Raw genomic sequence first — 26,099 nt, forward strand, 5'->3', positions numbered from 1 at the left:
CGCCGGTATCACGCGCCAGCGCAGAACGCTTCCACCAGTTCCGCCACGGCGGCGGGCTGGTCGTGGTGCAGCATGTGGCCGGCGTCCTCCACCACCGCCTCGCGGAAGTCGCGAAAGGCGCGGAAGCGCTGCTTGAATTCGTCGACGGACTGCTTGTGGGCAATATGGCGCAGCGTCTCCGAATCGCGCGCTTCGACGTGCAGCACCGGCGCGGTGACCTGCTCCCACACCGCCATCACTTCATCGAGCCGGTACAGCATCGGGTTGACCAGCTTGTGCGCGGGATCGCCAAGGATCTCCCAGCGGCCTTGCGCGTTGCGGCGCGACCAGTGCGCGGCCAGGAAGGCGGCGCGCTCGTCCGGCAGGCGCGGGTTGGTCTTCTGCAGGCGCGCGGCCACGCCGTCGAGGCTGTCATAGGTCTTCAGCTCGGCTCCCGCGCGCACTTCGTCGAGCCAGCGCGCGTAGCGTTTGGGCGCATGTTCCGGCCGCGTCGCGGTCATGCCGAAACCCTCCAGGTCCACCACGCGGCGCACGCGCTGCGGGCGGATGCCGGCGTACAGGCAGATCACGTTGGCGCCCATGCTGTGGCCGACCAGGTCGACCTGGCCCGCGGGCGCATAGTGGTCGAGCAGCGCCTCCAGGTCGGCGATATAGTCGGCGAACCAGTACGACTGCGTGCCGGGATAGCGCGTGGGCCAGTCGGTCTCGCCAAAGCCGCGCCAGTCGGGCGCGATCACGTGCCAGTCGCCACGCAGGTGGTCGACCAGGAACTGGAACGACGCGGCCACGTCCATCCACCCATGCAGCATGAACAGCTTGGGCGCGCCCGGGGTGCCCCAGTGGCGCACGTGGTAGCGCAGCCCGCGCACCGTGATAAATTCAGACTGCGAGGTTTCCTTGATTGTCATTGTCTCCACCCTTGCGTCGGGATCCTTCCCGCCGAGGGCTGGCGGGGAAGCCACGACAAAATAGAACGATCGTTCGCTTGCGCGCATTATAGCGGCAGCGGCGGCCAGCGATGCTGGCCAGTTGCGGCATGCACGGGCGAACCGGACGGAGACCTGGAATGACCGCTGCTGCCTTGCCGGCAAGCCGGCGCGACGACTACCGCGCCCTGTACGAAGCCTTCCGCTGGGAGATTCCGCCGCAATTCAATATCGCCGAAGCGTGCTGCGGGCGCTGGGCGCGCGATCCGGCCACCATGGACCGCGTCGCGGTCTATACCGAGCACGAGGACGGCCGCCGCAACGCGCACAGCTTTGCCTACCTCCAGGCCGAGGCCAACCGCTTGTCGGCGGCGCTGCGCGCGCTGGGCGTGGCGCGCGGCGAGCGCGTGGCGATCGTGATGCCGCAGCGCATCGAGACCGTGATCGCGCATATGGCGATCTACCAGCTCGGCGCCATCGCCATGCCGCTGTCGATGCTGTTCGGGCCCGAGGCGCTGGCCTACCGCATCGCGCACAGCGAAGCCAGCGTCGCGATCGCCGACGAGACCTCGATCGACAACCTGCTGGCGGCGCGCCCGGAATGCCCGACGCTGGCCACCGTGATCGCCGCCGGCGACGCCCGCGGCCGCGGCGACCATGACTGGGACCTGCTGCTCGCGGCGCAGCTGCCCAGCTTCGTCGCCGAGCAGACCAAGGCCGACGAAGCCGCGGTGCTGATCTACACCAGCGGCACCACCGGCCCGCCCAAGGGCGCGCTGATCCCGCACCGCGCGCTGATCGGCAACCTGACCGGCTTTGTGTGCTCGCAGAACTGGTATCCGCAGGACGACGATGTGTTCTGGAGCCCGGCCGACTGGGCCTGGACCGGCGGGCTGTGGGACGCGCTGATGCCGGCGCTGTATTTCGGCAAGCCGATCGTCGGCTACCAGGGCCGCTTCTCCGCCGAGCGCGCGTTCGAGCTGCTGGAGCGCTATGCCGTCACCAACACCTTCCTGTTCCCGACCGCGCTCAAGCAGATGATGAAGGCCTGCGCCGAGCCGCGCCGGCATTACGACATCCGGCTGCGCGCGCTGATGAGCGCGGGCGAGGCCGTGGGCGAGACCGTGTTCGGCTGGTGCCGCGACGCGCTCGGCGTGCTCGTCAACGAGATGTTCGGCCAGACCGAAATCAATTACATCGTCGGCAACTGCACCGCGCAGAACGACGACGAACGGCTGGGCTGGCCGGCCCGGCCGGGTTCGATGGGACGTCCCTACCCCGGCCACCGCGTGCAGGTGATCGACGACGAAGGCCGCCCCTGTCCGCCGGGCGAGGACGGCGAGGTGGCGGTGTGCGCCACCGACAGCGCCGGACATCCGGATCCGGTGTTCTTCCTGGGCTACTGGAAGAACGAGGCCGCCACCGCGGCCAAGTACACCGAGCGCGACGGCCTGCGCTGGTGCCGTACCGGCGACCTCGCGCGCGTCGATGCCGACGGCTACCTGTGGTACCAGGGGCGCGCCGACGATGTGTTCAAGTCGTCGGGCTACCGCATCGGGCCCAGCGAAATCGAGAACTGCCTGCTCAAGCATCCGGCGGTATCCAACTGCGCCGTGGTGCCGTCGCCGGATCCGGAGCGCGGCGCGGTGGTCAAGGCCTTCGTGGTGCTGACCCCGTCGGTGGCGCGCTCGTTCGACGGCGACGCGGCGCTGGTCGCGGAACTGCAGGCCCATGTGCGCGGGCAGCTGGCGCCGTACGAGTACCCGAAGGCGATCGAGTTCATCGACCAGCTGCCGATGACGACGACCGGGAAGATCCAGCGGCGGGTGTTGCGGCTGCTGGAGGAGGAGCGCGCCGCCAGGCGCGCCTAGGCCCTAGGCGTGCGCCTCGTCGGCGGGAAACACCCGCGCGCAGAGGAAGTCGACCAGCGCCCGTACCTTGGGCGAGGCATGCCGGCTCGCCGGCCAGAGCACGTGGAAGGCCTTGGGCGGCCCGACATGGCCGGCCAGTACCTGGCACAGGCTGCCGTCGGCCAGCTGCTCCCGGATAGCGAAATCCGGCAGGCAGGCAATGCCCAGGCCGCGCAGCGCAAAACACAGACGCGTCTCGATGTTGTTGCAGATCATCGATGTCGGCGGCGCCAGCTCGGGCTCGCCCGGCGCGCGCCGCAGCGGCCATGCTTCGAGCTTGCCGGTGTGGGGAAAGCGGTAATGCAGGCAGGCATGGCCGGCCAGGTCGGCAGGGACCCTGGGCGCGCCACGCTGCGCCAGGTATTCGGGCGATGCCACCAACACCGCCTGGAAAGCACCCAGCCTGCGTGCCGACAGGCGCGAGTCCGCGGGCTCGCCGGTGCGGACCACCGCATCGAAGCCGTCCTCGATCACATCGACCAGTTGGTCCGTGAAATCCAGGTCCAGCTCGATGTCCGGATACGCGCGCATGAAATCGCCCAGCACGGGCAAGACCAGTGAACTGACCAGCGGCAGGCTTACGCGCAGGCGGCCGCGCGGCGCCGCGGTGGCCTGGGCCAGTTCCAGCTCCGCCGCTTCGATCTCCGCCAGCACGCGGCGGCTGCGCTCCAGGAACAGCACGCCTTCAGCGGTCAGCGTGACGCTGCGCGTGCTGCGGTGGAACAGCCGCACGCCAAGCCGTTCTTCCAGCCGCGCCACGCTCTTGCCGACGGCGGAAGCCGACACCCCCAGCAGGCGCCCCGCCGCGACAAAACTGCGGGTCTCGGCCACCTGCACAAACACCGCGAAGCCACTGAGGCTGTCCATGATGCATCCCGATTGCGGACATAAAGTTCCGGAGAAAAAGGAACTGTAGCCCACTTTTTCTTTAATGGCTGGCTCCTTATCGTGGACGGGTCGTTCATCGAAAAAGGATTTCGCTGTGTCCCACCCCGCGATCGCACCACGCCCCGGCGTGTCCCCTGCATCCCCCATGTCTGTGAAGGCGCGCGTCGACGCCGTTATCCGGCAGGCGCTGGACCAGCAGCGACTGGTCGCTCCCGCTGCCGCGCAGCCATCCCCCCGCAACGCATAACCCCTACCCAAGGCGCCAACATGACCACCGCCACCAACTCGCTTGCGAACCATGCACAGCCGGACACGCAGCCTGCGCGGCTACCTCTTCCGGCACTGCTTGCGCTCGCCGTCGCCGGCTTCATCACCGTGCTGACCGAAGCCTTGCCGGCAGGGCTGCTGCCCCAGATCGGCGCGGGCCTCTCAGTCTCCGAGCCGCTTGCCGGCCAGCTGGTCACCATCTACGCCCTCGGCTCGCTGGTGGCCGCCATGCCGCTGACGGCGGCCACGCAGGGCCTGCGGCGCCGGCCGCTGCTGGTGCTGGCGATTGCGGGATTTGCTGTCGCCAATGCCGTGACGGCCTGGTCCGGCGACTATGTCGTGACGATGGCGGCGCGCTTGCTCGCTGGCGTTTCGGCGGGTCTGCTGTGGGCCCTGCTGGCCGGCTATGCCGCACGCATGGTGCCCGATCACCTCAAGGGCCGTGCCATTGCGGTCGCGATGGTGGGCATCCCCCTGGCCCTGTCGCTGGGCGTGCCGTCCGGAACCTTCCTCGGTGCCATCATCGGCTGGCGGGCGAGCTTCGGCATCATCAGCGTGATGACGCTGGGCCTGATTGCCTGGGTGCTGGCGACCGTACCGGACTTTGCCGGCCAGCCCGTCGGCCAGCGGCTGCCGCTGGCGCGCGTCTTTACCTTGCCGGGCGTGCGCCCCGTGCTGTTCGTGACGCTTGCCTTCGTGCTCGCGCACAACATCCTCTACACCTATATCGCGCCGTACCTGCGCGCGGCAAACGCCGGGGCACGACTGGATCTGGTCCTGTTCGTGTTCGGCGTGGCCTCGCTCGCCGGCATCTGGATCACCGGCGTGCTGATCGACAAGTGGCTGCGGGCGCTGACGCTGGCCAGCACGCTGCTGTTCGGGCTCTCGGTGCTGGCGCTTGCGGCCAGTGGCGCGCACCCCGCGGTGGTCTATGGCGCCGCCGGGATCTGGGGCCTGGGCTTCGGCGGCGTTTCCACGCTGTTCCAGACGGCACTGGCAAAGACCGCCGGCAATTCCGCCGACGTGGCGCAGTCGATGCTGGTCACGGCCTGGAACATCGCGATCGCCGGCGGCGGCGTCATCGGCGGGCTGCTGCTCGATGGCTTCGGCAGCGGCGCATTCCCGCCCGTGCTGGCGGCCCTGCTCGCGGCCACATGGCTGGCGGCATGGTCGGCGCGCCAGCATGGTTTCCCGCCGCGCCGCTGAAGTGCTGGACAGCGGGCCTAGCCCGCCGATGCCTCCAGCCACGCCAGCTCATCCTCGTCGAAGCCGGCGGCGCGCCGCGCCTCGAGGTTGAACGGCCCGCGCAGCCTGGGCGCGCGGTACTGTTCGGCCAGTTGCGCATAAGTGGCGACGGGATCGAGCCCGCGCTGCGCGCACAGCCAGCGGTACCAGTGGTTGCCGATGGCGACGTGGCCCACCTCGTCGCGCAGGATGATGTCGATGATCGCCGCAGCGGCATGGTCGCCGGCGCCGGCCAGCCGCGCGCGCACCGGCGGCGAGGCATCGAGCCCGCGCGCCTCGAGCGTGCGCGGCACCAGCGCCATGCGCGCGAGCACGTCGCCGGCGGTCTTGTCGGTCATCTCCCACAGGCTGTCGTGGGCCGGGAAGTCGCCGTAGGCGGCGCCGAGCGTGCCGAGGTGGTCGGCCAGCAGCGTGAAGTGGTACGCCTCTTCGTCGGCCACGCGCAGCCAGTCGCGGTAGTACGCGGGCGGCATGCCGGCAAAGCGCCAGGCCGCGTCCAGTGCCAGGTTGATGGCATTGAACTCGATATGGCACAGCGCGTGGATCATCGCGGCGCGCCCGGCCGGGGTCTGCAGCGAGCGGCGCCGCTCGACGTGCTGGGGCGCGACCAGCAGCGGCCGCGCCGGCCGGCCGGGGATGGCATGGGCGGCCGCGGCCAGGATGGCCTCGCCGGCGCCGAGAGCATCATCGGGCAACGTCATCACGTGCCGATAAAGTGCGCGCGCCGCCACGGCCTTGTCGCGCGGATCTGTCAGGCACAGCACCGCCAGCGCCTGCTGGCGTGGCGCCGGGGACAGGTCAGGCGGCGCGGCGTCGGGTGTTTTTTCTGGCATGGGCGTAAAATCCGGGTCTGCCGCCATTGTAGGGCCTGGCCGGCGCCCGCCTGCCGTGCAGCCCGGAGCGCCACCCCGTCCCCCCGCTGGCCCTTTAAAGTCCGGCGGCAACCCCCACTTCAACAAAAGCCATTCGTGCAGGAGACCTCATGGCGCTTTACCAGCTCGGCGACGTCACGCCCAGTATCGACAGCGATGCCTACGTGGCCCCGGAAGCCACCATCATCGGCAACGTGACCCTCAAGTCCCGCGCCAGTGCCTGGCCCGGTGTCGTGATCCGCGGCGACAACGAGCCGATCGTGGTCGGCGCGGATACCAATATCCAGGAGGGCTCGGTGCTGCATACCGACCCGGGCTGCCCGCTGACGCTGGGCGACAAGGTTTCGATCGGCCACCAGGCCATGCTGCACGGCTGCACCGTGGGCGAAGGCTCGCTGATCGGGATCCAGGCCGTGGTGCTCAACCGCGCCGTGATCGGCAAGGAATGCCTGGTCGGCGCCGGCGCCGTGGTGACGGAGGGCAAGGTCTTTCCGGACCGCTCGCTGATCCTGGGCGCACCGGCCAAGGTGGTGCGCCAGCTGACCGATGCCGACGTCGCCAACCTGTACCGCAACGCCGAAACCTACGCCACGCGGCAGGCCCTGTACAAGCAACAGCTCAAGCGGATCGGCTGACGACGACCGCCGGGCCTCTACCGAAACCTCGACCGATTACTGTGACCGATACCACCACCCCCGACACCCTGCAGAAGTTCCTGTTCGACGCGGCCCCCGTGCGCGGCGAGCTGGTGCGCATGGAAGCCACCTGGCAAGAAGTGCTCGGCCGCCACAACTACCCCGCCCCGGTGCGCCGGCTGCTGGGCGAGATGATGGCTGCCGCAGCGCTGCTGTCGGCCAACCTGAAGTTCAACGGGGCGCTGGTGATGCAGCTGCACGGCGATGGCCCGGTGCGCATGCTGGTGGTGGAATGCCTGTCCGATCTGTCGATGCGCGCCACCGCCAAGCTGGCCGAAGATGCACAGCTGGCCGACGATGCCACGCTGGCGCAGATGGTCAACGCCCACGGCCACGGCCGCTTTGCCATCACGCTGGACCCGAAGGACAAGCTGCCCGGCCAGCAGCCGTACCAGGGCATCGTGCCGCTGGCCGACGCGCACGGCCCGCTGACCTCGATCAGCGCGGTGCTGGAGCACTACATGCAGGCCTCCGAGCAGCTCGACACGCGCCTGTGGCTGGCCGCCGACGACCACGTCGCCGCCGGCATGCTGCTGCAGAAGCTGCCGGCCTACGGCGGCACCGCAGAAGTCGGCGAGACCGGCGCGCCGCTGGCCAGCCATGCCCGGGCGCAGGACCTCGACACCTGGGACCGCGCGGTGCAGCTCGGCACCACGCTGAAGGCGGAAGAGCTGCTGGCCGAAACGCCCGACACGCTGCTGCGCCGCCTGTTCTGGGAAGACCTGCAGGACGCCGGCCTGCGCGTGTTTGAGCCGCTGACGCCGCATTTCCAATGCAGCTGCTCGCGCCCGAAGGTGGCCGGCATGCTGCAGTCGCTGGGCCAGGCGGAGATCGAAAGCATCATCGCCGAGCGCGGCCATGTCGAGATCCATTGCGACTTCTGCGGCCAGCGCTATGAGTTCGACCCGGTCGACTGCGCGCAGCTGTTCTCGGCCACACCGGTCGCCACCGGCGCTGGCGCGGGCGCCAGCCAGCACCACTGATCCGCCTGCGGCAGCGCCTGCGTGCGCTGCCGCACCGGCGCGGACGGTGCAGGACATCCGGCGCGCGGCGCGATGGAAACATCGGCGTTGCCGCCCGGTCCAACGGCTGTACGATGGCAGCATCCAGCTGCCCCTTCGGCTGCCCTTGCGGCAACCAAGCAGCGAGCCTGAGAACCGCCATGTCCGCCCGAGCCACTCCTTCCCTGCCTGACTTCGCATCCCGCGCCCGCCATCCGCGGCGCGGCGCCGCGGCCTGCGCCTTGCTCGGCGCGCTGCTGCTGGCCGCCGGCTGCGCGCAGATCCCGCGCGACACCAATGGCTCGCCGCCCACCGCGCGGCTGGCGCCCAACGCGGTGCCGCCGGCACCGCTGAGCGCCGAAGACAAGCAGAAGCTGGACGCGCTCAACCAGCAGGTGCTGCGCGACCAGGCCGCCGCGATCGCGCTGGACCAGCAGGCTGCGGCCGCGCGCGCGGCCTATGCCTATCCCAACACCAGCTGGAACCTGTATTACGGGGGATGGGGTGGCGGCCGCTGGGGCGGCGGCGTCGGCGTCGGCATGCCCGGCTGGGGCTGGGGCGGCTACCCGTACGGCTGGTGGTGACAAACTGCTGGCGAACTGGATTCAGACCACGAACCCTCGCATACGCTCCCCTCTCCCGCAAGCGGGAGAGGGGAGCAAACCGGCAGCAAGAATAAAGACGCCTCTTAGTGGCCGCCTCTTCCGGCGACCGAATTCGGCGGCGGCGGCAACGGCGGCGTGGCGCTGACCTTGGGCGCGGGCGCGACGAACTGCACGAAGACCTCGCCTTCGCGCACCATGCCCAGCTCGTAGCGGGCGCGTTCCTCGATGGCGCCGGTGCCGTCCTGCAGGTCGGCCACTTCCCCTTCGAGCTTGGCGTTGCGCAGCTTGAGCGTCTGGTTGCGGGCGCCCTGCTCGGTCAGCTGGCGGTTCAGGTCCCACACGCGCAGCCAGCCGCCCTTGCCTAGCCAGAGTGGGTACTGGATGGCAAGCAGCAGCACGAACAACAGCAGCGAAATCAGGCGCATGAAAGGTGGCGGACAGGAATTTCCGCACAATGATCTGCGAACTCCGCCTGGAAGGCAATTGCCAGGCAGATTTCGATACAAAAACGGCGGCGGCCGAAACGAATTCCGTGCCTACCGCCATTTTCAGAACCGCCACATCATTCCCGCGCAGGCGGGAATGACAGCCACAGGCTTCAGCGCAGGTTGTAGAACGCGCTCTTGCCCGGGTAGCTGGCGATATCGCCCAGGTCTTCCTCGATGCGCAGCAGCTGGTTGTACTTGGCGATGCGGTCCGAGCGCGACAGCGAGCCGGTCTTGATCTGGCCGGCGTTGGTGCCCACCGCGATATCCGCGATGGTGCTGTCCTCGGTTTCGCCCGAGCGGTGCGAGATCACGGCGGTGTAGCCGGCGCGCTTGGCCATCTCGATCGCGGCGAAGGTCTCGGTCAGCGTGCCGATCTGGTTGATCTTGATCAGGATCGAGTTGCCGATGCCCTTCTCGATGCCTTCCTTCAGGATCTTGGTGTTGGTGACGAACAGGTCGTCGCCCACCAGCTGCACGCGCGTGCCGAGCTTGTCGGTCAGGGTCTTCCAGCCGTCCCAGTCGCCTTCGGCCATGCCGTCCTCGATCGACACGATCGGGAACTTGTCGCACAGGTTGGCCAGGTAGTCGGCAAACTGGGTCGACGACAGCTTCAGGCCTTCGCCTTCCAGCTGGTACACGCCTTCGGCCTCGTGGTAGAACTCGCTGGCGGCGCAGTCCAGCGCCAGCAGCACGTCCTCGCCGGCGCGGTAGCCGGCCTTCTCGATGGCCTGCACGATGGTGTTCAGGCACTCTTCATTGGACGAGAAGTTGGGGGCGAAGCCGCCTTCGTCGCCCACCGCGGTGGACATGCCCTTGTCGGCCAGGATCTTCTTCAGCGCGTGGAAGATCTCGGCGCCGCAGCGCAGCGCTTCGCGGAAGCTGGTCTGCGACACCGGCATGATCATGAATTCCTGGATGTCCAGGCTGTTGTTGGCGTGCGCGCCGCCGTTGACGATGTTCATCATCGGCACCGGCAGCTGCATCGCGCCCGAACCGCCGAAGTAGCGGTACAGCGGCAGGCCGGCTTCCTCGGCGGCGGCCTTGGCCACCGCCATCGACACCGCCAGCATGGCGTTGGCGCCCAGGCGGCCCTTGTTCTCGGTGCCGTCGAGGTCGATCAGGGTGCGGTCCAGGAAGGCCTGCTCGGAGGCGTCCAGGCCCATGATGGCTTCGGAGATCTCGGTGTTGATGTGCTCGACCGCCTTCAGCACGCCCTTGCCCAGGTAGCGGCTCTTGTCGCCGTCACGCAGCTCGATGGCTTCGCGCGAACCGGTCGACGCGCCCGACGGCACCGCCGCACGGCCCATCACGCCGGATTCCAGCAGCACGTCGCACTCGACGGTGGGATTGCCGCGGGAGTCGAGAACCTCGCGACCGATGATATCTACGATTGCACTCATGAATTCCTCTCTGACTGTTGATTCTTGCTGCTGATCACTTCAACCTGCGCGCGTGTCAGGCGCATGTCACGTGCGCACGCCATGCGCGCACGACGGCCGCCCGGCGCCTGCCGGCTCAGGCGGCGCCTTCGACCACGATCATATTCATCTTCGCCGCGTGCTCGCGCGACTTGCGCGCGGCGCGGTAGGCCTCGCCGTCGTGGAAGGCCTTGGCGGCGTCATAGCTGGGGAATTTCAGCACCACCACGCGCGTCGGCGCCCATTCGCCCTCGAGCGCTTCGGTCTTGCCGCCGCGCACCAGCACCTCGGCGCCATGAATCTGCATGGCCTTGCTCGAAAGCACCTTGTATTCCTCGTACTGCTGGGGGTCGGTCACGTCGACGTAGGCGATGATAAAGCCCGCGGCCATGGAGAATCTCCCGATTTTTTGTATTGTCTTTCGATATGGTTTGTCACCGCCGGCGCGCGATCGGGCGCGGCGGCGACAAACCGGGCGGGCTCAGGCGCAGGCCGGCCAGCCGAAATTGTCTTCCAGGAAGCCGGCGCGCTTGACCAGCGTGTCCAGTTCCTTGAGCACGGAAAGCAGTTCCTTCATGCGCGACAGCGGCACCGCGTTGGGGCCGTCGGACATGGCCTTGCTCGGGTCCGGATGCGTTTCCATGAACAAGCCTGCCACGCCGGTGGCGACCGCGGCTCGCGACAGCACCGGCACGAACTCGCGCTGGCCGCCCGAGCTGGTGCCCTGCCCGCCCGGCAGCTGCACCGAGTGGGTGGCGTCGAACACCACCGGGGCGCCGGTCTCGCGCATGATCGCCAGCGAGCGCATGTCGGACACGAGATTGTTGTAGCCGAACGATACGCCGCGCTCGCAGGCCATGAAGACATCGTCGGGCAGACCGGCTTCGCGCGCGGCGTCGCGCGCCTTGTCGATCACGTTCTTCATGTCGTGCGGCGCCAGGAACTGGCCCTTCTTGATATTCACCGGCTTGCCGCTCTGTGCGCAGGCACGGATGAAATCGGTCTGGCGGCACAGGAACGCCGGCGTCTGCAGCACGTCGACCACGGCGGCGACGGGCTGGATCTCGTCGATCTCATGGATGTCGGTCAGCACCGGCACGCCGATCTCGCGCTTGACGTGGGCCAGGATCTCCAGGCCCTTCTCCATGCCCAGGCCGCGGAACGACTTGCCCGACGAGCGGTTGGCCTTGTCGAACGACGACTTGTAGATGAACGGGATGCCCAGTTCGGTGGTGATGGCCTTGAGCTCGCCCGCGGTATCCAGCGCCATCTGCTCGGACTCGATCACGCACGGACCCGCGATCAGGAAGAACGGCTGGTCGAGGCCGGCCTCGAATCCACAGAGTTTCATGACTGTCTCTCCTGCTTGCGCCGGGCCTCAGGCGCCCTTGCGCTGCTGGCTGGCCAGCGCGGCTTCGACGTAGGCCTTGAACAGCGGATGGCCGTCGCGCGGCGTCGAGGTGAATTCCGGGTGGAACTGCACGCCGACGAACCAAGGGTGCATCGACTCGGGCAGCTCCATCATTTCGGGCAGGTTCTCGGTCGGGGTGCGCGCCGAGATCACCATGCCGGCCTTTTCCAGCGTCGACACGTAGTGGTTGTTGACCTCGTAGCGATGACGATGGCGCTCGTTGACCTCGGCGCCGTAGATCGCCGCGGCCTTGGTGCCTGCCTTGACCGGCACGCGCTGCGCGCCCAGGCGCATGGTGCCGCCCAGGTCGGAATCGGCCGAGCGCTGCTCGACCTTGCCTTCGCGGTCGACCCACTCGGTGATCAGCGCGACCACCGGGTGCTCGGTTTCCAGGTTGAATTCGGTCGAGTTGGCGTCGGCCATGCCGGCCAGGTGGCGGGCAAACTCGATCACCGCCAGCTGCATGCCCAGGCAGATGCCCAGGTAAGGGATCTTGTTCTCGCGCGCGTACTGGATCGCGCGGATCTTGCCTTCGGTGCCGCGCTTGCCGAAGCCGCCCGGCACCAGGATCGCGTCGAGCGGCGCCAGCACTTCGAGGTGGCCCGATTCCAGTTCCTCGGAATCGATGTACTCGATATTGACGCGCGTGGCGGTGTGCATGCCGGCGTGGCGCAGCGCCTCGATCAGCGACTTGTACGACTCGGTCAGGTCGACGTACTTGCCGACCATGCCGATGGTGATCTCGTGCTCGGGATTTTCCTGGGCGTTGACCAGCTTCTGCCACATCGACAGGTCGGCCGGCTTGGGATCCAGGCGCAGTTCCTCGCAGATCAGGCGGTCCAGGCCCTGCTCGTTGAGCATCTGCGGAATCTTGTAGATGCTGTCCGCGTCCCACACCGAGATGACGGCGTCTTGCGGGATATTGGCGAACAGCGAAATCTTGGCGCGCTCGTCGTCCGGGATCGGGCGGTCGGCGCGGCACAGCAGCGCGGTGGGCGAGATGCCGATTTCACGCAGCTTCTGCACCGAGTGCTGGGTCGGCTTGGTCTTCAGCTCGCCGGCGCTGGCAATGAACGGCACCAGCGTCAGGTGCACGAAGGCGCAGTGGTTGCGGCCCATGCGCAGGCTCATCTGGCGCGCGGCTTCGAGGAACGGCAGCGACTCGATGTCACCCACGGTGCCGCCGATCTCGACCAGCGCGACGTCGGCCTTGCCGTCGTGCGACGCGGCCGCGCCCTTTTCGACAAACGCCTGGATCTCGTTGGTGATATGCGGGATCACCTGCACGGTCTTGCCCAGGTATTCGCCGCGGCGCTCCTTGCGGATCACCGATTCGTAGATCTGGCCGGTGGTGAAGTTGTTCGACTTGCGCATCTTGGCCGAGACGAAACGCTCGTAGTGGCCGAGATCGAGGTCGGTTTCCGCACCGTCTTCCGTGACAAACACCTCGCCATGCTGGAAGGGGCTCATCGTGCCGGGATCGACGTTGATGTAGGGATCGAGCTTGAGGAGGGTGACTTTGAGGCCGCGCGACTCAAGAATGGCCGCGAGCGAGGCAGCAGCGATGCCCTTGCCGAGAGAAGAGACGACGCCACCGGTGACGAAGACGAATTTGGTCATAAACCGAGCTTGCCGGGGAAATCGGGATTATACATGAGAGCCCGTTCCCCGCCGACCCGGAAATTGTGACAGCGGCCCTGCTGCGGCAGGCTGCGCGCCGTGCTGGGCGCCGCGCTGCGGCGCATGCGCCGCACGCCGTTTCAGCGCCCCTGCTGGCGCATCGCGCCGATCAGTTCGCGCACCAGTTGCGCGGTCTCCTGCGGCCGCTCCATCGGGTACAGATGGCCGCCTTCGATAAAGCGCAGGTTGGGCCCGACCAGCCGGCGTGTCGCGCCCAGTCCGCACTGCCGCACCTCGCGCGAGCGCGTGCCGGCAACAAAGCCCACCGGCACCGGTGCCCCGCGCGCGACCTTGCGTCCGAGGCCGGTCGGCAGCGTGCGGTAGATCCAGTATTCGACCTCGCGGTCGAAGCGCAGCCGGCGCTCGTTGTCCTTGCCGGTGGGCTCGGTGCCGTGGATGGCGTAGTCGCGCAGCACGTCCTGGTCCCATACCGCGAAGTTGGGCTTGGCGCGGAAGTGTTGCCAGACCGCCTCGGCATCGGGCCAGTGCGTGCGCCGGTTCCTGGTCACCGCCGCCGGACCGGGTTTTTCATCGATGCCGAGCATCTGCGCGGTCTTCAGCAAGGAAGCGCGCCAGCCGGCGATGATCGGCGAGTCCAGCATGACCACGCCGCGCACCCGTTCCGGGCGGCGCAGCGCCGCCATCAGCGACAAAAAGCCGCCCAGCGAATGGCCCACCAGCCACACCGGCTGGCGGTACTGACGATCGATGTCGCCCAGCAGCTCTTCCACCAGGTGAGGCCAGCCACGCGTCACCGGGAATTCCGGCTGGTGGCCGTAGCGGTCCACGGCGCGGAACTCGAACTCGCTATCGAGCTCGCCGAACAGCTTGCGGTAGGTCGTCACCGGGAAGCCGTTGGCGTGGGAAAAATGGATGATCTCGCGCATGTCTGCCGCCGCCTCAGTCCGGCTTGCGCGGATGGATGCGCTTGGCCCGCACCGGCTGGGCCCAGCGGTCGGCCTCGCCGGAGCGCGCCAGCGAGAATTCCGCGGGCCCCGCCGGGTCCCACTCGGGGTTATGGATCTCGCCGAAGACCTGGCGCAGGCGCTGCCCCCAGGTGTCGCGGATCATGCGGAAATAGGCGTTGCGCTCGTCGATATTGACAAAGCGCGTCACCTGCAGCGAATCGGCTTCATAGACCAGCAGGTCCAGCGGCAGGCCCACCGAGATATTGGACTTCAGCGTCGAGTCCATCGAGATCAGCGCGCACTTGGCGCCTTCGGCCAGCGGCAGCGACGGGTGCACGACGCGGTCGACGATGGGCTTGCCGTACTTGGCCTCGCCGATCTGGAAATAGCAGTTCTCGGGCGTGGCCTCGACGAAATTGCCGGCTGCATAGATATTGAACAGCCGCACGCGCTCGCCGCGCACCTGCCCGCCGAAGATCAGGCTGACATTGAACTCGATGCCGGCGTCGCGCAGCGCGTGGGCATCGCGCCGGTGCACCTGGCGCACCGCTTCGCCGACGATCGAGGCGGCCTCGAACATGTCGCGCGCGGTCCACAGCGAGCGCTTCTCGTCATGGTCCTCGATCAGGATCTGCCGCACCGACTGGCTGATCGCCAGGTTGCCCGCGGTCATCAGCACCATCACCCGGTCGCCGGGCTCCTCGAACACCGTCATCTTGCGCGCGGTCGAGATGGCGTCTACTCCGGCATTGGTGCGGGAATCGGACAGGAATACCAGGCCGGCATCCAGCCGCATGGCTACACAATACGTCATGGTTTGTCTTGGTGTTCTGGGTGGCGGCCGGCGTGCGCCGGCAGTGGCCTGCATCACTCCGGATTCTAGCGCCCGTGCACCGGCACAGCGCCGCGTCTGGAAGCAAGCACCTAATCAGGTCGTAAGTGGCGTGATGGTTACATTGACTTCCAGCGTCTCGCCGGCGCCGCCGTCCAGGATGCCCCGCACTGGTGCCGCCGACGCGTAATCGCGACCCACCGCCAGCCGGATATGGCGTTCGTCGGTCAGGCAGCCATGGGTGATGTCGATGCTGCACCAGATTTCGCCAGCCGGGTCCAGGCACACATCGGCCCAGGCGTGGCTGGCCAGTTCGGTCGCGGCCGGGTCGTAGAAATAGCCGCTGACATAGCGCGCCGGGATGCCCAGCGCCCGGCATGCCGCCACCATCACCTGCGCTTGGTCCTGGCACACGCCGCTGCCCAGCGCAAAGGCCTCGGCGGCCGAAGTGCCGACATCGGTGGTGTTGGGCTTGTAGCGCACCCGCTCGCCGATGCCGCGCGCCAGCGCCAGCAGCGCATCGATGTCATGCCCCGCCGCCAGGAACGGCGCGGCAAACGCCTGCATCTCGGGCGGCGCCGTGGTCAGCGGCGTGCTGCCGAGGAAGTACAGCGGCGACACCCGCGCCTCGCCATCCGGCGGCGCGTCGCAGAACGCATGGTGCCCGTCGCGGTCGAGCTCGCCATGCGGCGGCAGCACTTCGACTTCGCCGCTGGCTTCGATCGCGATGGTGGTGGCCGGCCCGGCCACCGTGAAGTTGTGCACGATGTTGCCGAAGCCGTCGCGGGCCGCCGACGGGTTGCCCGGCGTCGACAGCTGCCAGTAGTCAACGGTCTGCAGCGGACCCGAGCGCGGCTGCAGCCGCACTTCGTGCACGCTGCGCCGCACCGGTTCGGCGTAGCGGTAGACGGTATGGTGGTGGATCTTGTATTTCACGGTATCAGGGCGCGGCGGCACGGAGGCAGCCGGTGGCCCGGCTCAGGCCGCCTGCAGCGGCACCAGGAAGTCCCGGCTGATGCCGTTGCCGAGGTCGCCGATGCGCTCCAGGAAGCTGGTCAGGTACGCATGCAGGCCGACGGCAAAGATATCGTCGATACGTGCGTACTTCAGGTCGGCGTGGAGTTTACCAGCCTGCCGCTCGGTTTCCGCCGAATGCTGGTTGCGCACCGTATGCAGGATGGACACCACCTCGTCCATGCTCGACACCAGCGAACGCGGCATGTCCGGGCGCAGGATCAGCAGCTCGGCCACGCGCTGCGGCGTGATCACCGCGCGATAGACCTTGCGGTAGACCTCGAAGCCCGATACCGAACGCAGGATCGCCGCCCAGTGGTAGAAGTCGTTGGGGCCGCTCTGGTCAGGTTCGGCCCCCGGCCCGGCGCCATTCCGAGCCTCTCCGCCGTCCCCGCCGGAAGAGGTCTGGAACTTGACGTCGAGTATGCGCGCGGTATTGTCGGCGCGCTCCAGGAAGGTGCCCAGGCGCATGAAGTGGAAGGCATCATCCTTGAGCATGGTGCCGAACTGCACCCCGCGCGCCAGGTGCGAGCGGAACTTGACCCATTCGAAGAAACGCGCCGGGTCTTCCTTCAGCACGCCGTCGGCGATCAGGCGCTGCACCTCCAGCCAGGTGGTGTTGACCGTTTCCCAGACCTCGGTGGTGAGCGAGCCGCGCACCGCGCGCGCGTTCTCGCGCGCCGCGCGCAGGCAGCTCATGATGGACGAGGCATTGGTCATGTCGCGCACCATGAAGTCGATCACGTCGTCGCGCGACAGCAGGCCGTACTTGTGGTCGAAGACCTCGGTCAGTTCCGAGATATCGAGCATCGCCCACCAGCCCTGCTCTGCCACTTCCGCCGATTGCGGCAACAGCGAGGTCTGGTAGTTGACGTCGAGCATGCGCGCGGTGTTCTCGGCGCGCTCGGTGTAGCGGGCCATCCAGAACAGGTGGTCGGCGGTGCGGCTCAGCATGTGGGCTCTCCAAGATCGGCGTTCATCGTTCCAGCACCCACGTGTCCTTGGTGCCGCCCCCCTGCGAGGAATTCACCACCAGCGAACCCTCGCGCAGCGCCACGCGGGTCAGCCCGCCCGGCACCATGCGCACCTCCTTGCCCGACAGCACGAACGGGCGCAGGTCGATATGGCGCGGCGCGATGCCGGCCTCGACGTAGGTCGGGCAGGTCGACAGCGCCAGCGTGGGCTGCGCGATGTACTGCCCGGGCCGGGACCTGACCACCTCGCGGAAGGCATCGATCTCGGCGCGCGTCGCGGCCGGGCCGACCAGCATGCCGTAGCCGCCGGCGCCGTGGGTTTCCTTGACCACCAGTTCGCCCATATGGTCCAGCACGTACTGCAGGTCATCGGCGCGCCGGCACATGTAGGTCGGCACATTGCTGAGGACGGCCTCTTCGCCGAGGTAGAAGCGGATCATGTCCGGCACATACGGGTAGATCGACTTGTCGTCGGCGACGCCGGTGCCGATCGCATTGCAGATGGTCACGTTGCCGGCGCGGTAGACCGACAGCAGCCCGGCGGCGCCCAGCGCGGAATCGGGACGGAACGCGAGCGGATCGAGGAAATCGTCGTCGACGCGGCGGTAGATCACGTCGATGCGTTGCGGGCCCTGCGTGGTGCGCATGAACAGGTGGTTGTCCTCGACGAAGAGATCGCTGCCTTCGACCAGCTCCACCCCCATCTGCTGCGCCAGGAAGGCATGCTCGAAGTACGCCGAGTTGTACATGCCGGGCGTCAGCACCACCACGGTGGGATCGGCGATCGCCTGCGGCGAGACCCCGCGCAGCATGTCGAGCAGCAGGTCGGGATAGTGCGCCACCGGTGCGACGCGGTTGCGCGCGAACAGGTCCGGGAACAAGCGCATCATCATCTTGCGGTTCTCGAGCATGTACGACACGCCCGACGGCACGCGCAGGTTGTCTTCCAGCACGTAGAACTCGCCCTCGCCGGCGCGCACCACGTCGATGCCGGCAACATGCGCATAGACGTCGTGCGGCACGTTGACGCCGAGCATCTCGGGCCGGTACTGGGCGTTGTTGTAGATCTGGTCGGGCGGGATCACGCCGGCGCGGATGATGTCCTGGCCGTGGTAGATGTCATGGATGAAGCGGTTCAGCGCGGCCACGCGCTGGCGCAGGCCTTTTTCAAGCAGCGCCCATTCGCTCGCCGGGAAAATGCGCGGGATCACGTCGAACGGGATGGTGCGCTCGGTGCCGCTGTTGGCCTCGTCCTTGTCGCCGTAGACGGCAAAGGTGATACCCACGCGCCGGAACACCAGGTCGGCCTCGGCGCGCTTGTTGGCCATCGTGCCTTCGGTCTGGCGCGCCAGCCATTCGGCGAAATGCCGGTAGTGCGGGCGCACGGCGCCGTCAGGCAAGGCCTGTCCCGCGTGGATCAGCGCCGGCGCGCCGTCATTGCGCCAGTCCAGCATCTCGTCGAAGTACCGCGCCGCCATGATGGCCGCTCCTCCATGTCGCGGGCTGCCGCCGCAGCCGCGCGCGTGCGCGCCGCTGCGGGCCGCCCTGGTTGCCCTGGCTGTCGTGCCGTGCGGCGGCGCCGGTTGGCGCAGGCCGCGGTGATGCCGTCGAGTCACTGGCCCTTCCAGCATACCCGCGCCGGCGAAAGCCGCAAGGTGGCCCGGCGGGCCGCCTATACCTTCGGCATCGGCACGAAGCCAGGCTAGCAAGATGCCTGCCAGCGCACGCAAAAAAGCCGCCGGCAAGGCCGGCGGCCGCAGTTGTGCCGTAGGAAAGATGGAAGTCGCGCCCCGGACCCATGCCCCGTGGCGCGCGATGGCGGCAGGTCAGCGCGCCGCGCCGGCGCCCTGCCGTACGGTGGCTCCGAGGATGGTGTCGACTAGCACCTCGGGCGGCTGGCGGATATCGAGCGTGAGCGCGTCGCCGGGTTCTTCCAGCGTATCGAACTGGCTTTGCAGCAGCTCGGGGTTGAAGAAGTGCTCGGTGCGCGCCGACAGGCGCTGGCCGATCAGCGACGCATCGCCCTTCATGAACACGAAGGTCACGCCGCCATCGGGCGGGGTCAGCCGGTCGCGGTACGCCTGGCGCAGCGCCGAGCAGGTGAACACATGGGTGCGGCCTTCGGCCCGGGCCGAGTCGATGGCCGCGCGCATCGCCGCCAGCCACGGCCAGCGGTCTTCGTCGGTGAGCGGGATGCCGGCGTGCATCTTGGCCTTGTTGGCATCGCTGTGGAAGTCATCGGCGTCATGGAAGCCGCAGCCCAGCCGCTGCGCCAGCAACTGGCCGACCGTGGTCTTGCCGCTGCCGGAAACGCCCATCAGGATATAGATCATGTCTGCTCCGTCGGTCTTGGTATCGGATGGTGGTGCCATCCTTGTCGGTTCCTTGCGTGTCCTGATGGGTCCGGCCGAATGCGGTTACGGCGCGCCCCAAGGACCTCGCGGGGCGCTGTGGTCCCCGCGGGAAACTTCACGATAGAAAATCGGCCTCTGGCCAGGCTATTGTGCGACGGATCGCACCGCGGCGGTATCGCCGTGGTCGCCCGCGGCGCCGGCATCCATCTCGGACAGGTCGAGTGCGCTGGCGCCCTCTTCCGCGATCCGTGCGTGGCGCCGGAACAGGCCGAACAGGCCGCGCCCCAGGCTGAACTGCGCGAACCGGTCAGCCGGCGCGCGCGCCGGCGCGCGCGCCGCGAATTCGCTTTCGTCGCCCAGCCATTGCAGCGTGCCGGTTACGGCGTCGACCCGGATGCGGTCGCCATCGCGCACGCGCGCCAGCGCGCCGCCCGCCAACGCCTCCGGGCCGACGTGGATCACCGCCGGCACCTTGCCCGAGGCGCCGGACATGCGGCCGTCGGTCACCAGCGCCACCTGGTGGCCGGCGTCCTGCAGCGCGCCCAGCACGGGGGTCAGCCGGTGCAGTTCCGGCATGCCGTTGGCATTCGGCCCCTGGAAACGCACCACTGCGATCAGGTCGCCGCCCAGTTCGCCGGCATCGAACGCCGCCTGCAGCGCCTCCTGCGAATCGAACACCCGCACCGGGGCTTCGACCACGCGGTGCTCCGGCGCCACGGCCGAGACCTTGATCACGCCGCGGCCCAGGTTGCCCTGCATCAGTCGCAGGCCGCCCTCGGTGGAGAACGGCGCGGCGGCCGTCGCCAGCACCTGCGGGTCGCCGCTCTGCGCGGCGCCGTCGCGCCATTGCAGCACGCCGTCGCTCATCACGGGTTCCTGCGTGTAACGGGCCAGGCCCGGGCCGGCCACGGTCTGCACGTCCTCGTGCAGCAGGCCGGCCTGCAGCAGTTCGCGGATCACGAAGCCGGCGCCGCCGGCGGCATGGAAGTGGTTCACATCGGCCGAGCCATTGGGATAGACCCGCGCCAGCAGCGGCGTGATGCGCGACAGCAGGTCGAAGTCGTTCCAGTCGATCATGATGCCGGCGGCGCGCGCCATCGCCACCAGGTGGATGGTGTGGTTGGTGGAGCCGCCGGTGGCCAGCAGGCCGACCATGGCATTGGCGATGGCGCGTTCGTCGACGATGCGCGCCAGCGGCAGGTAGCTGTCGCCGCGCGCGCGCAGCGCGATCGCGCGCTGCGCCGCCGCGGCCGTCAGCGCGTCGCGCAGGCCGCTGTCGGGATGGACGAAGGCCGCGCCCGGCAGGTGCAGGCCCATGATTTCCATCAGGAACTGGTTGCTGTTGGCGGTGCCGTAGAAGGTGCAGGTGCCGGCGCCGTGATAGGCCTGGCATTCGGCTTCCAGCAGCGCGTCGCGTCCCACCTGGCCGGTGGCGTAGAGCTGGCGCACGCGCGCCTTTTCCTTGTTGGGCAGCCCGCTCGCCATCGGGCCCGCGGGCACGAACACCATCGGCAGGTGGCCGAACTGCAGCGCGCCCATCAGCAGCCCCGGCACGATCTTGTCGCACACCCCCAGCATCAGCGCGGCATCGAAGGTGTTGTGCGACAGCGCCACCGCGGTGCCCATGGCAATCGCATCGCGCGAGAACAGCGACAGCTCCATGCCGGCGTTGCCTTGCGTGATGCCATCGCACATCGCCGGCACGCCGCCCGCCACCTGCGCCACCGCGCCGACCGCGCGCGCGGCCTCGCGGATCACGGCGGGATAGCGCTCGTAGGGCTGGTGCGCCGACAGCATGTCGTTGTACGCGGTGACGATGCCCAGGTTGGGCGCATGGTCGACGCGCAGCTTCAGCTTGTCGCTGGCGGGGAGCGCGGCAAAGCCATGCGCCAGGTTGGCGCAGGACATGCCGCGCAGCGGCCCCAGTTCCGCCTGCGCGCGTTCGCAGCGGGCAAGGTAGGCGGCACGGCTGGCGCGGCTGCGCGCAACGATGCGGTCGGTAACGGCCTGAAGCTCGGCATGGACGGCGGAAGGCATGGCGATGACGCTCCTTGTGGGCGGAAATGAGGCGGGGCGAGGCGGCGCTTCTGCGGCACCGCCATCTGTAGATTTTCTACAACTCGGGCGCCATTATACCCAGCCCTTGCCGGCCGTCGACCCGCCGTGCCGTCACAACGACGGAGAAAATGCCGGAATCAGGGCAAACCCCGAGCCTAAGCCAAGCCTGATTTCCGGCAAGATGCCGCACGAATCGATGTAGAATCTCTACAATTTCTTTTCCACGCCGATACCGCCGCCTGCCGCCATGCGCGACCGCATTCTTGCCGTCTACGACACCCTTCGTCCTTCAGAACGCCGCCTGGCCGACTATGTCGCCCGCCACGGCGCCGCCGTGATCCGGCTGTCGATGCCGGAACTGGCCGCGCGCGCCGGCGTGTCGCAACCGACCATCGCGCGCTTCTGCGCGGCGCTGGGCTACGACGGCTTCCGCGAATTCAAGCTGCAGTTCGCGCAGAACGTCGGCGGCGGCACGCCCTTCGTGCACCAGGATGTCGCCGCCGACGACCGCCCGGCGGACATCGCCGGCAAGGTGTTCGACCGCACCATCGCCACGCTGATGAGCGTGCGCAACGCCTTGTCGGCCGACCAGATCGAGCACGGCATCCGGCTGCTCGCCGGTGCGCGGCGCATCGAGTTCTATGGCTGCGGCAACTCCGGCATCGTTGCGCTGGATATCCAGCACAAGTTCTTCCGCCTGGGCGTGCCGACCGTCGCCTATGCCGACCCGCACGTGTTCAGCATGTCGGCGGCGCTGCTGGCCCCGGGCGACGTGGCGGTGCTGGTTTCCAACAGCGGCCGCACCTGGGACATGCTGACCGCCGCCACGCTGGCGCGCAGCAGCGGCGCGAGCGTGCTGGCGCTGACCCATAGCGGCTCGCCGCTGGCCCGGCTCGCCGATGTCTGCGTGTTCTCTGACGTCGAGGAAGACAGCGAGGTCTACACGCCGATGACTTCGCGTATCAGCCATCTGGTGCTGGGCGACGTGCTCGCCGCCGGCGTCGCGCTGGCGCGTGCGGACACCGTCGCGCCGCGCCTGCAGCGCGCCAAGGCGCATCTGCGCGAGCGGCGCATCGCCGGTAGCGAGCCGGCGCCGGCCCGAAGCCGCGCGCGCACAGCGGCGGCGGGGCCCGCGGCGCGCGCCGGTCGCCGCAAGGCCGGTTGACCGTCGGCGGCACCGGCGCGCCCTAGCGCGGCGCCGGCGGCCGTTCCCGCCAGTAGCGCGGCTCGGCCTGCCGGAACATCGACAGCGTGTAACCCGCGCGCGCCGTGTCCAGGGTCACCGCGCCGGTTTCGTCAGTGCGATAGCGCGAGATGCCCGAGCGGCCAAAACGCTCCCAGACTTCGGCGTTCGGATGGCGATAGCGGTTGCCATAGCCGAGCTGGAACACCGCGGCCGCTGGCCCGACCGCCTCGATCCAGTCGGCGCCGGACGAGGTGCCGCTGCCGTGATGCGCCACCACCAGCACGTCCGCACGCAAAGCCCCGGCCGGCAGGCGCTCGATCAACGCACGCTCCTGCGCCCGGCCGATATCGCCGGTCAGCAGCAGGCTGTGCGCGCCCGTGTCGACGCGCAGCACGCAACTGCGCGCATTGCTGGGGATGGCGGCCAGCTGGGCTTCCTCAGGCAACGGATGCAGCACGGAAAAACGCACGCCGTCCCACTCCCATTGCTGACCGGCCGCGCATGGCGGCCATTGGCCCGGCGTGGCCCCGGGCTGCCGGCCACCGAGCAGCAAGTGACCGGCAGGTGCACCGGTGCTGCGCGCCGCCACGGCCACCGCCCCGACAACGTCGGCCACGCCGCCGGCATGGTCGATGTCTTCATGGCTGACCATCAGGTGATCGAGCCGCGTCACCCCCTCGGCGCGCAATCGCGGCACCACCACCTGCGCGCCCGCGCTGGCGCCCGTGGCATAGCCCGGCCCGGCGTCGTACACCAGCGCGTGCGCGCGCGTGCGCACCAGCACCGCCGTGCCCTGCCCCACGTCGAACATCACCGCGCGGAACTGGCCGTCTGCGACCGGCGGGCCGCGCGCCAGCAGCATCGGCAGCATCAGCAGCACGCCATGCCGGCGCAGGCGCGCCGAAGCCACGGGCGCCACCAGCACTGCCACGCCAAGCGCAGCCAGCATTAGCGCCACTGGCCCGGCGCTGGCGGCTTCCCACATCGCCCAGGGCAGCATGGAGAGCCATTCGAGCACGGCAGCCAGCCCCACCATCGCAAAGTGGGCGACTGCCATGACCGGCGCGGCAAGCACCACGGGCAGCGCGGCGCACAGCAGTGCCAGCGGCGTCACCAGCAGGCTGACCACCGGAATCGCCACCGCATTGGCAAGCGGCGACACCACCGAGACCTGGCCGAACAGCAGCAGCGTCAGCGGCACCAGCCCGATGGTGACAGCCCACTGGGTGCGCGCCCCCGCGGCGAGCGTGGCCCGCAGCCGTGGCCAGCGCCCCGCGATCGCGGCGTCGCGTCCGGGACGGGCGGCGAAAAAGATCACCGCGACGGCGCCGAAGGACAGCCAGAAGCCCGGCAGCATCACCGCCCACGGGTCCACCAGCAGCGCCACCAGCGCTGCCCATGCCAGCACCACCGACGCCGGCGGCGCGCGTGCCCCCCATACCGCGACTGCCGCGACGCACAGCATGGCGACGGTGCGCAGCGCCGGGATCTGCATGCCGGCCAGCATGCCGTAGTCCAGCGCGGTGGCCACGGCCATCGCCAGCGCGGCTTGCCGGGCCGGCAGCCACAGTGGCAGCGGCCGGCGCAGCCAGCGGCCGCAGCCGAACGAATGGCGCCACAACAGTCCGGCGAGCGACGCCGCCATGCCGGCCACCATGGTGATATGCAGCCCCGAAATGGCCACCAGGTGGCTCACGCCCGTGCGCCGGAACAGCTGCCAGTCCTCCGCCCCGATGGCGCGCTGGTCGCCGATCACCAGCGCGACCAGCACGGCGCCGTAGCGCGCCCCGGCCGGCAGCGCGGCGCGCAGGCGGTCGCGCACCGCGGCACGCCAGGCTTCGATGCGCCAGGCCAGCCGCTCGGATGCCGCGTCCTGCGGCGGGCCCTGGGCGCGGCGCACGTAGCCGGTCGCGCCATAGCCTTGTGCCAGCAGCCAGTAGGCGTAGTCGAAGGCGAACGGATTGGCGAGCCCGCGCGGGCGCCGCAGGCGCAAGGTCAGCGTGAAGCGCTGCCCCGGGCTCAGGTCGGGCGGCGCGTCGCGCCAGTTGAGGATGACCCGGCCGGGCAGCGGCAGATCCGGCTCGGCTGACTGCTCGACGGTGAACGCGAAACGCGTGCCGGTGGCGGTCTGGGTGGGCAGGCCGGAAACCACGCCGCGCACGTCAAGGTCACGGGCTTCCAGCGCCACCGGCAGCCATTCGCGCAGGCGCTGCTCGGCGCGCCAGGCGGCCCAGCAGAACGCAATGGCAAAGGCCAGCATCGCCAGCGCCAGGCCTTGCAGCATGGCAGGCAGGCGCCTGCGCCACAGGGCCACGCCGATGGCGCACAACGCCAGCAGCGCGGCGCCCAGGCGCAGCCCGGGCGGCTGCGGCAGCGTCGCTTGCTGCTGCAGGGTCCAGCACCCGGCCACGAATGCCACCACGAAGCGACGCACGGCACCTCCTCCGGTTGAAGTTGCATCACCGGAGTTGTACCCGCGCGCAGGCGCGCCAAGCTTGTCAGCCTGTCAAGAAGCCGTGGAAGTTGTGTGACCGCCAGCAAGCGAAGGCGCCATGGTGTCGGCAAACGCCGCCAGGCGTGGCAGCGCCGCCACCGCATTGCGCCAGGTCGCCTGTGCCAGCGCCAGGGCGTCGATGCCGCGCAGCTCCGCCATCACGCGCGCCACCCCCGCGACCTCGGCCGGCGTGTTGCGCGCCTTGTGCTGTTCACCGAACTGGTCGTCCGACAGCCACGCCGGCGCGATGTCCGGCGCATCGGTTTCCAGCACCAGCGCTTCCAGCGGCAGCTCCGTCGCCAGCCGGCGGATCTGGCGCGCGCGGCTGAAGGTGACATTGCCGCCGAAGCCCAGCTTCAGTCCCTGCTCGACGAAGCGCCGCGCCTGTTCGTGGCTGCCGTTGAAGGCATGGGCAATGCCGCGCTTCACCCCGAGCTTGCGCAAGTGCGCGCCGACCTGGTCCTGCGACTTGCGCACATGCAGCAGCACCGGCAAGTCGAACTCGCGCGCGAGCTTCAGCTGTTCGGCGTAGAGCCAGGTCTGGTGGTCCTCGTCCAGGCCCGCGACGAAGAAATCGAGCCCGATCTCGCCGATGCCGACAAAGCGCGGATCGTCCATGCTGGCGGCCACCTGGCGCCGCAGCGTGTCCAGCTCGGGCTGTCCCGCGCCCGGCGAGCACAGCGGATGGATGCCCAGCGCGTAGACGCAGCGCGCATCGCGATGCGCCAGCGCGCGCACGGTGTCGAAGTTCCACGCGGCCACCGCCGGCACCACGATGCCGCGCACGCCGGCGGCCTCGGCCGCGTCGGCGACCTGCTCGCGGTCCGCATCGAACTCGGCGGCGTCGAGGTGGCAATGGGTGTCGATCCACAT

The 26,099-nt window shown here is 69.0% G+C and carries 23 protein-coding genes; 6 read left to right on the forward strand and 17 right to left on the reverse strand.

Annotated features, from left to right (window positions below; translation table 11 throughout):
- Positions 1 to 8: 8 nt before the first annotated feature.
- Complete coding sequence (locus LIN44_RS12215; RefSeq protein WP_227312301.1) at positions 9 to 908, reverse strand: alpha/beta fold hydrolase; 900 nt, start codon at positions 906 to 908, stop codon at positions 9 to 11.
- A 158-nt stretch (positions 909 to 1,066) separates the two neighbouring features.
- On the opposite strand from LIN44_RS12215, the gene LIN44_RS12220 reads away from it, so the two are divergent.
- On the forward strand, positions 1,067 to 2,797 hold the full coding sequence (locus LIN44_RS12220; RefSeq protein ID WP_227312302.1) for an acyl-CoA synthetase: 1,731 nt from the start codon (positions 1,067 to 1,069) through the stop codon (positions 2,795 to 2,797).
- A 3-nt stretch (positions 2,798 to 2,800) separates the two neighbouring features.
- Here LIN44_RS12220 and LIN44_RS12225 read toward each other — a convergent pair whose 3' ends face one another.
- Entirely contained in the window at positions 2,801 to 3,703 is a 903-nt protein-coding gene (locus LIN44_RS12225; protein WP_227312303.1) for a LysR family transcriptional regulator, read from the reverse strand.
- A 288-nt stretch (positions 3,704 to 3,991) separates the two neighbouring features.
- Here LIN44_RS12225 and LIN44_RS12230 point away from each other — a divergent pair, with 288 nt between their 5' ends.
- Positions 3,992 to 5,197 carry an MFS transporter gene (locus tag LIN44_RS12230; protein ID WP_227312304.1) on the forward strand — a complete coding sequence of 402 codons (1,206 nt, stop codon included), beginning with the start codon at positions 3,992 to 3,994 and terminating at the stop codon, positions 5,195 to 5,197.
- Positions 5,198 to 5,214: 17 nt separating this feature from the next.
- Here LIN44_RS12230 and LIN44_RS12235 read toward each other — a convergent pair whose 3' ends face one another.
- On the reverse strand, positions 5,215 to 6,096 hold the full coding sequence (locus tag LIN44_RS12235) for a ferritin-like domain-containing protein (RefSeq protein ID WP_370641569.1): 882 nt from the start codon (positions 6,094 to 6,096) through the stop codon (positions 5,215 to 5,217).
- Positions 6,097 to 6,218: 122 nt separating this feature from the next.
- Between LIN44_RS12235 and LIN44_RS12240 the strand changes: the two genes are divergently transcribed.
- The 3 genes from LIN44_RS12240 to LIN44_RS12250 all read left to right on the forward strand — a co-directional run bounded on the left by LIN44_RS12240 (position 6,219) and on the right by LIN44_RS12250 (position 8,388).
- Entirely contained in the window at positions 6,219 to 6,743 is a 525-nt protein-coding gene (locus LIN44_RS12240) for a gamma carbonic anhydrase family protein (RefSeq protein ID WP_227312306.1), read from the forward strand.
- A gap of 41 nt (positions 6,744 to 6,784) precedes the next feature.
- The gene (locus tag LIN44_RS12245; protein ID WP_227312307.1) at positions 6,785 to 7,786 is read left to right on the forward strand and encodes an Hsp33 family molecular chaperone HslO; all 1,002 of its coding nucleotides are present in this window, start codon (positions 6,785 to 6,787) and stop codon (positions 7,784 to 7,786) included.
- Positions 7,787 to 7,965: 179 nt separating this feature from the next.
- Positions 7,966 to 8,388: a hypothetical protein gene (locus tag LIN44_RS12250; protein WP_227312308.1), complete on the forward strand. Its 423-nt coding sequence runs from the start codon at positions 7,966 to 7,968 to the stop codon at positions 8,386 to 8,388.
- A gap of 104 nt (positions 8,389 to 8,492) precedes the next feature.
- On the opposite strand, the gene ftsB is transcribed toward LIN44_RS12250, so the two are convergent.
- The 12 genes from ftsB to edd all read right to left on the reverse strand — a co-directional run bounded on the left by ftsB (position 8,493) and on the right by edd (position 21,525).
- Positions 8,493 to 8,834 carry a cell division protein FtsB gene (gene ftsB / locus LIN44_RS12255; protein ID WP_025582264.1) on the reverse strand — a complete coding sequence of 114 codons (342 nt, stop codon included), beginning with the start codon at positions 8,832 to 8,834 and terminating at the stop codon, positions 8,493 to 8,495.
- A gap of 173 nt (positions 8,835 to 9,007) precedes the next feature.
- The gene (eno, locus tag LIN44_RS12260) at positions 9,008 to 10,297 is read right to left on the reverse strand and encodes a phosphopyruvate hydratase (protein WP_227312309.1); all 1,290 of its coding nucleotides are present in this window, start codon (positions 10,295 to 10,297) and stop codon (positions 9,008 to 9,010) included.
- 115 nt (positions 10,298 to 10,412) lie between these two features.
- Entirely contained in the window at positions 10,413 to 10,706 is a 294-nt protein-coding gene (locus LIN44_RS12265) for a DUF1330 domain-containing protein (RefSeq protein ID WP_092313810.1), read from the reverse strand.
- 90 nt (positions 10,707 to 10,796) lie between these two features.
- Positions 10,797 to 11,666 (reverse strand): 3-deoxy-8-phosphooctulonate synthase, encoded by an 870-nt coding sequence (gene kdsA / locus LIN44_RS12270; RefSeq protein ID WP_018006888.1) that lies wholly within the window; start codon positions 11,664 to 11,666, stop codon positions 10,797 to 10,799.
- A gap of 27 nt (positions 11,667 to 11,693) precedes the next feature.
- Complete coding sequence (locus tag LIN44_RS12275; protein WP_227312310.1) at positions 11,694 to 13,346, reverse strand: CTP synthase; 1,653 nt, start codon at positions 13,344 to 13,346, stop codon at positions 11,694 to 11,696.
- A 140-nt stretch (positions 13,347 to 13,486) separates the two neighbouring features.
- Positions 13,487 to 14,293, reverse strand: a complete 807-nt coding sequence (locus LIN44_RS12280; RefSeq protein ID WP_227312311.1) for an alpha/beta fold hydrolase — start codon at positions 14,291 to 14,293, stop codon at positions 13,487 to 13,489.
- 13 nt (positions 14,294 to 14,306) lie between these two features.
- Positions 14,307 to 15,128: a peptidase gene (locus LIN44_RS12285; RefSeq protein ID WP_227312312.1), complete on the reverse strand. Its 822-nt coding sequence runs from the start codon at positions 15,126 to 15,128 to the stop codon at positions 14,307 to 14,309.
- Between the two features lie 114 nt (positions 15,129 to 15,242).
- Positions 15,243 to 16,082, reverse strand: a complete 840-nt coding sequence (locus tag LIN44_RS12290) for a transglutaminase family protein (protein WP_227312313.1) — start codon at positions 16,080 to 16,082, stop codon at positions 15,243 to 15,245.
- Positions 16,083 to 16,124: 42 nt separating this feature from the next.
- On the reverse strand, positions 16,125 to 17,114 hold the full coding sequence (locus tag LIN44_RS12295; protein WP_227312314.1) for an alpha-E domain-containing protein: 990 nt from the start codon (positions 17,112 to 17,114) through the stop codon (positions 16,125 to 16,127).
- Positions 17,115 to 17,136: 22 nt separating this feature from the next.
- Positions 17,137 to 18,612, reverse strand: a complete 1,476-nt coding sequence (locus LIN44_RS12300; protein WP_227312315.1) for a circularly permuted type 2 ATP-grasp protein — start codon at positions 18,610 to 18,612, stop codon at positions 17,137 to 17,139.
- Between the two features lie 348 nt (positions 18,613 to 18,960).
- Positions 18,961 to 19,467 (reverse strand): gluconokinase, encoded by a 507-nt coding sequence (locus LIN44_RS12305; protein ID WP_227314393.1) that lies wholly within the window; start codon positions 19,465 to 19,467, stop codon positions 18,961 to 18,963.
- Positions 19,468 to 19,632: 165 nt separating this feature from the next.
- Positions 19,633 to 21,525 (reverse strand): phosphogluconate dehydratase, encoded by a 1,893-nt coding sequence (gene edd / locus LIN44_RS12310; protein ID WP_227312316.1) that lies wholly within the window; start codon positions 21,523 to 21,525, stop codon positions 19,633 to 19,635.
- A gap of 268 nt (positions 21,526 to 21,793) precedes the next feature.
- Here edd and LIN44_RS12315 point away from each other — a divergent pair, with 268 nt between their 5' ends.
- Positions 21,794 to 22,711, forward strand: a complete 918-nt coding sequence (locus LIN44_RS12315) for a MurR/RpiR family transcriptional regulator (RefSeq protein ID WP_227312317.1) — start codon at positions 21,794 to 21,796, stop codon at positions 22,709 to 22,711.
- 22 nt (positions 22,712 to 22,733) lie between these two features.
- On the opposite strand, the gene LIN44_RS12320 is transcribed toward LIN44_RS12315, so the two are convergent.
- Positions 22,734 to 25,166 (reverse strand): DNA internalization-related competence protein ComEC/Rec2, encoded by a 2,433-nt coding sequence (locus tag LIN44_RS12320; RefSeq protein WP_227312318.1) that lies wholly within the window; start codon positions 25,164 to 25,166, stop codon positions 22,734 to 22,736.
- Between the two features lie 72 nt (positions 25,167 to 25,238).
- Positions 25,239 to 26,099: a TatD family hydrolase gene (locus tag LIN44_RS12325; protein WP_227312319.1), complete on the reverse strand. Its 861-nt coding sequence runs from the start codon at positions 26,097 to 26,099 to the stop codon at positions 25,239 to 25,241.

Source organism: Cupriavidus sp. MP-37 (assembly GCF_020618415.1).
Lineage (GTDB): Bacteria > Pseudomonadota > Gammaproteobacteria > Burkholderiales > Burkholderiaceae > Cupriavidus.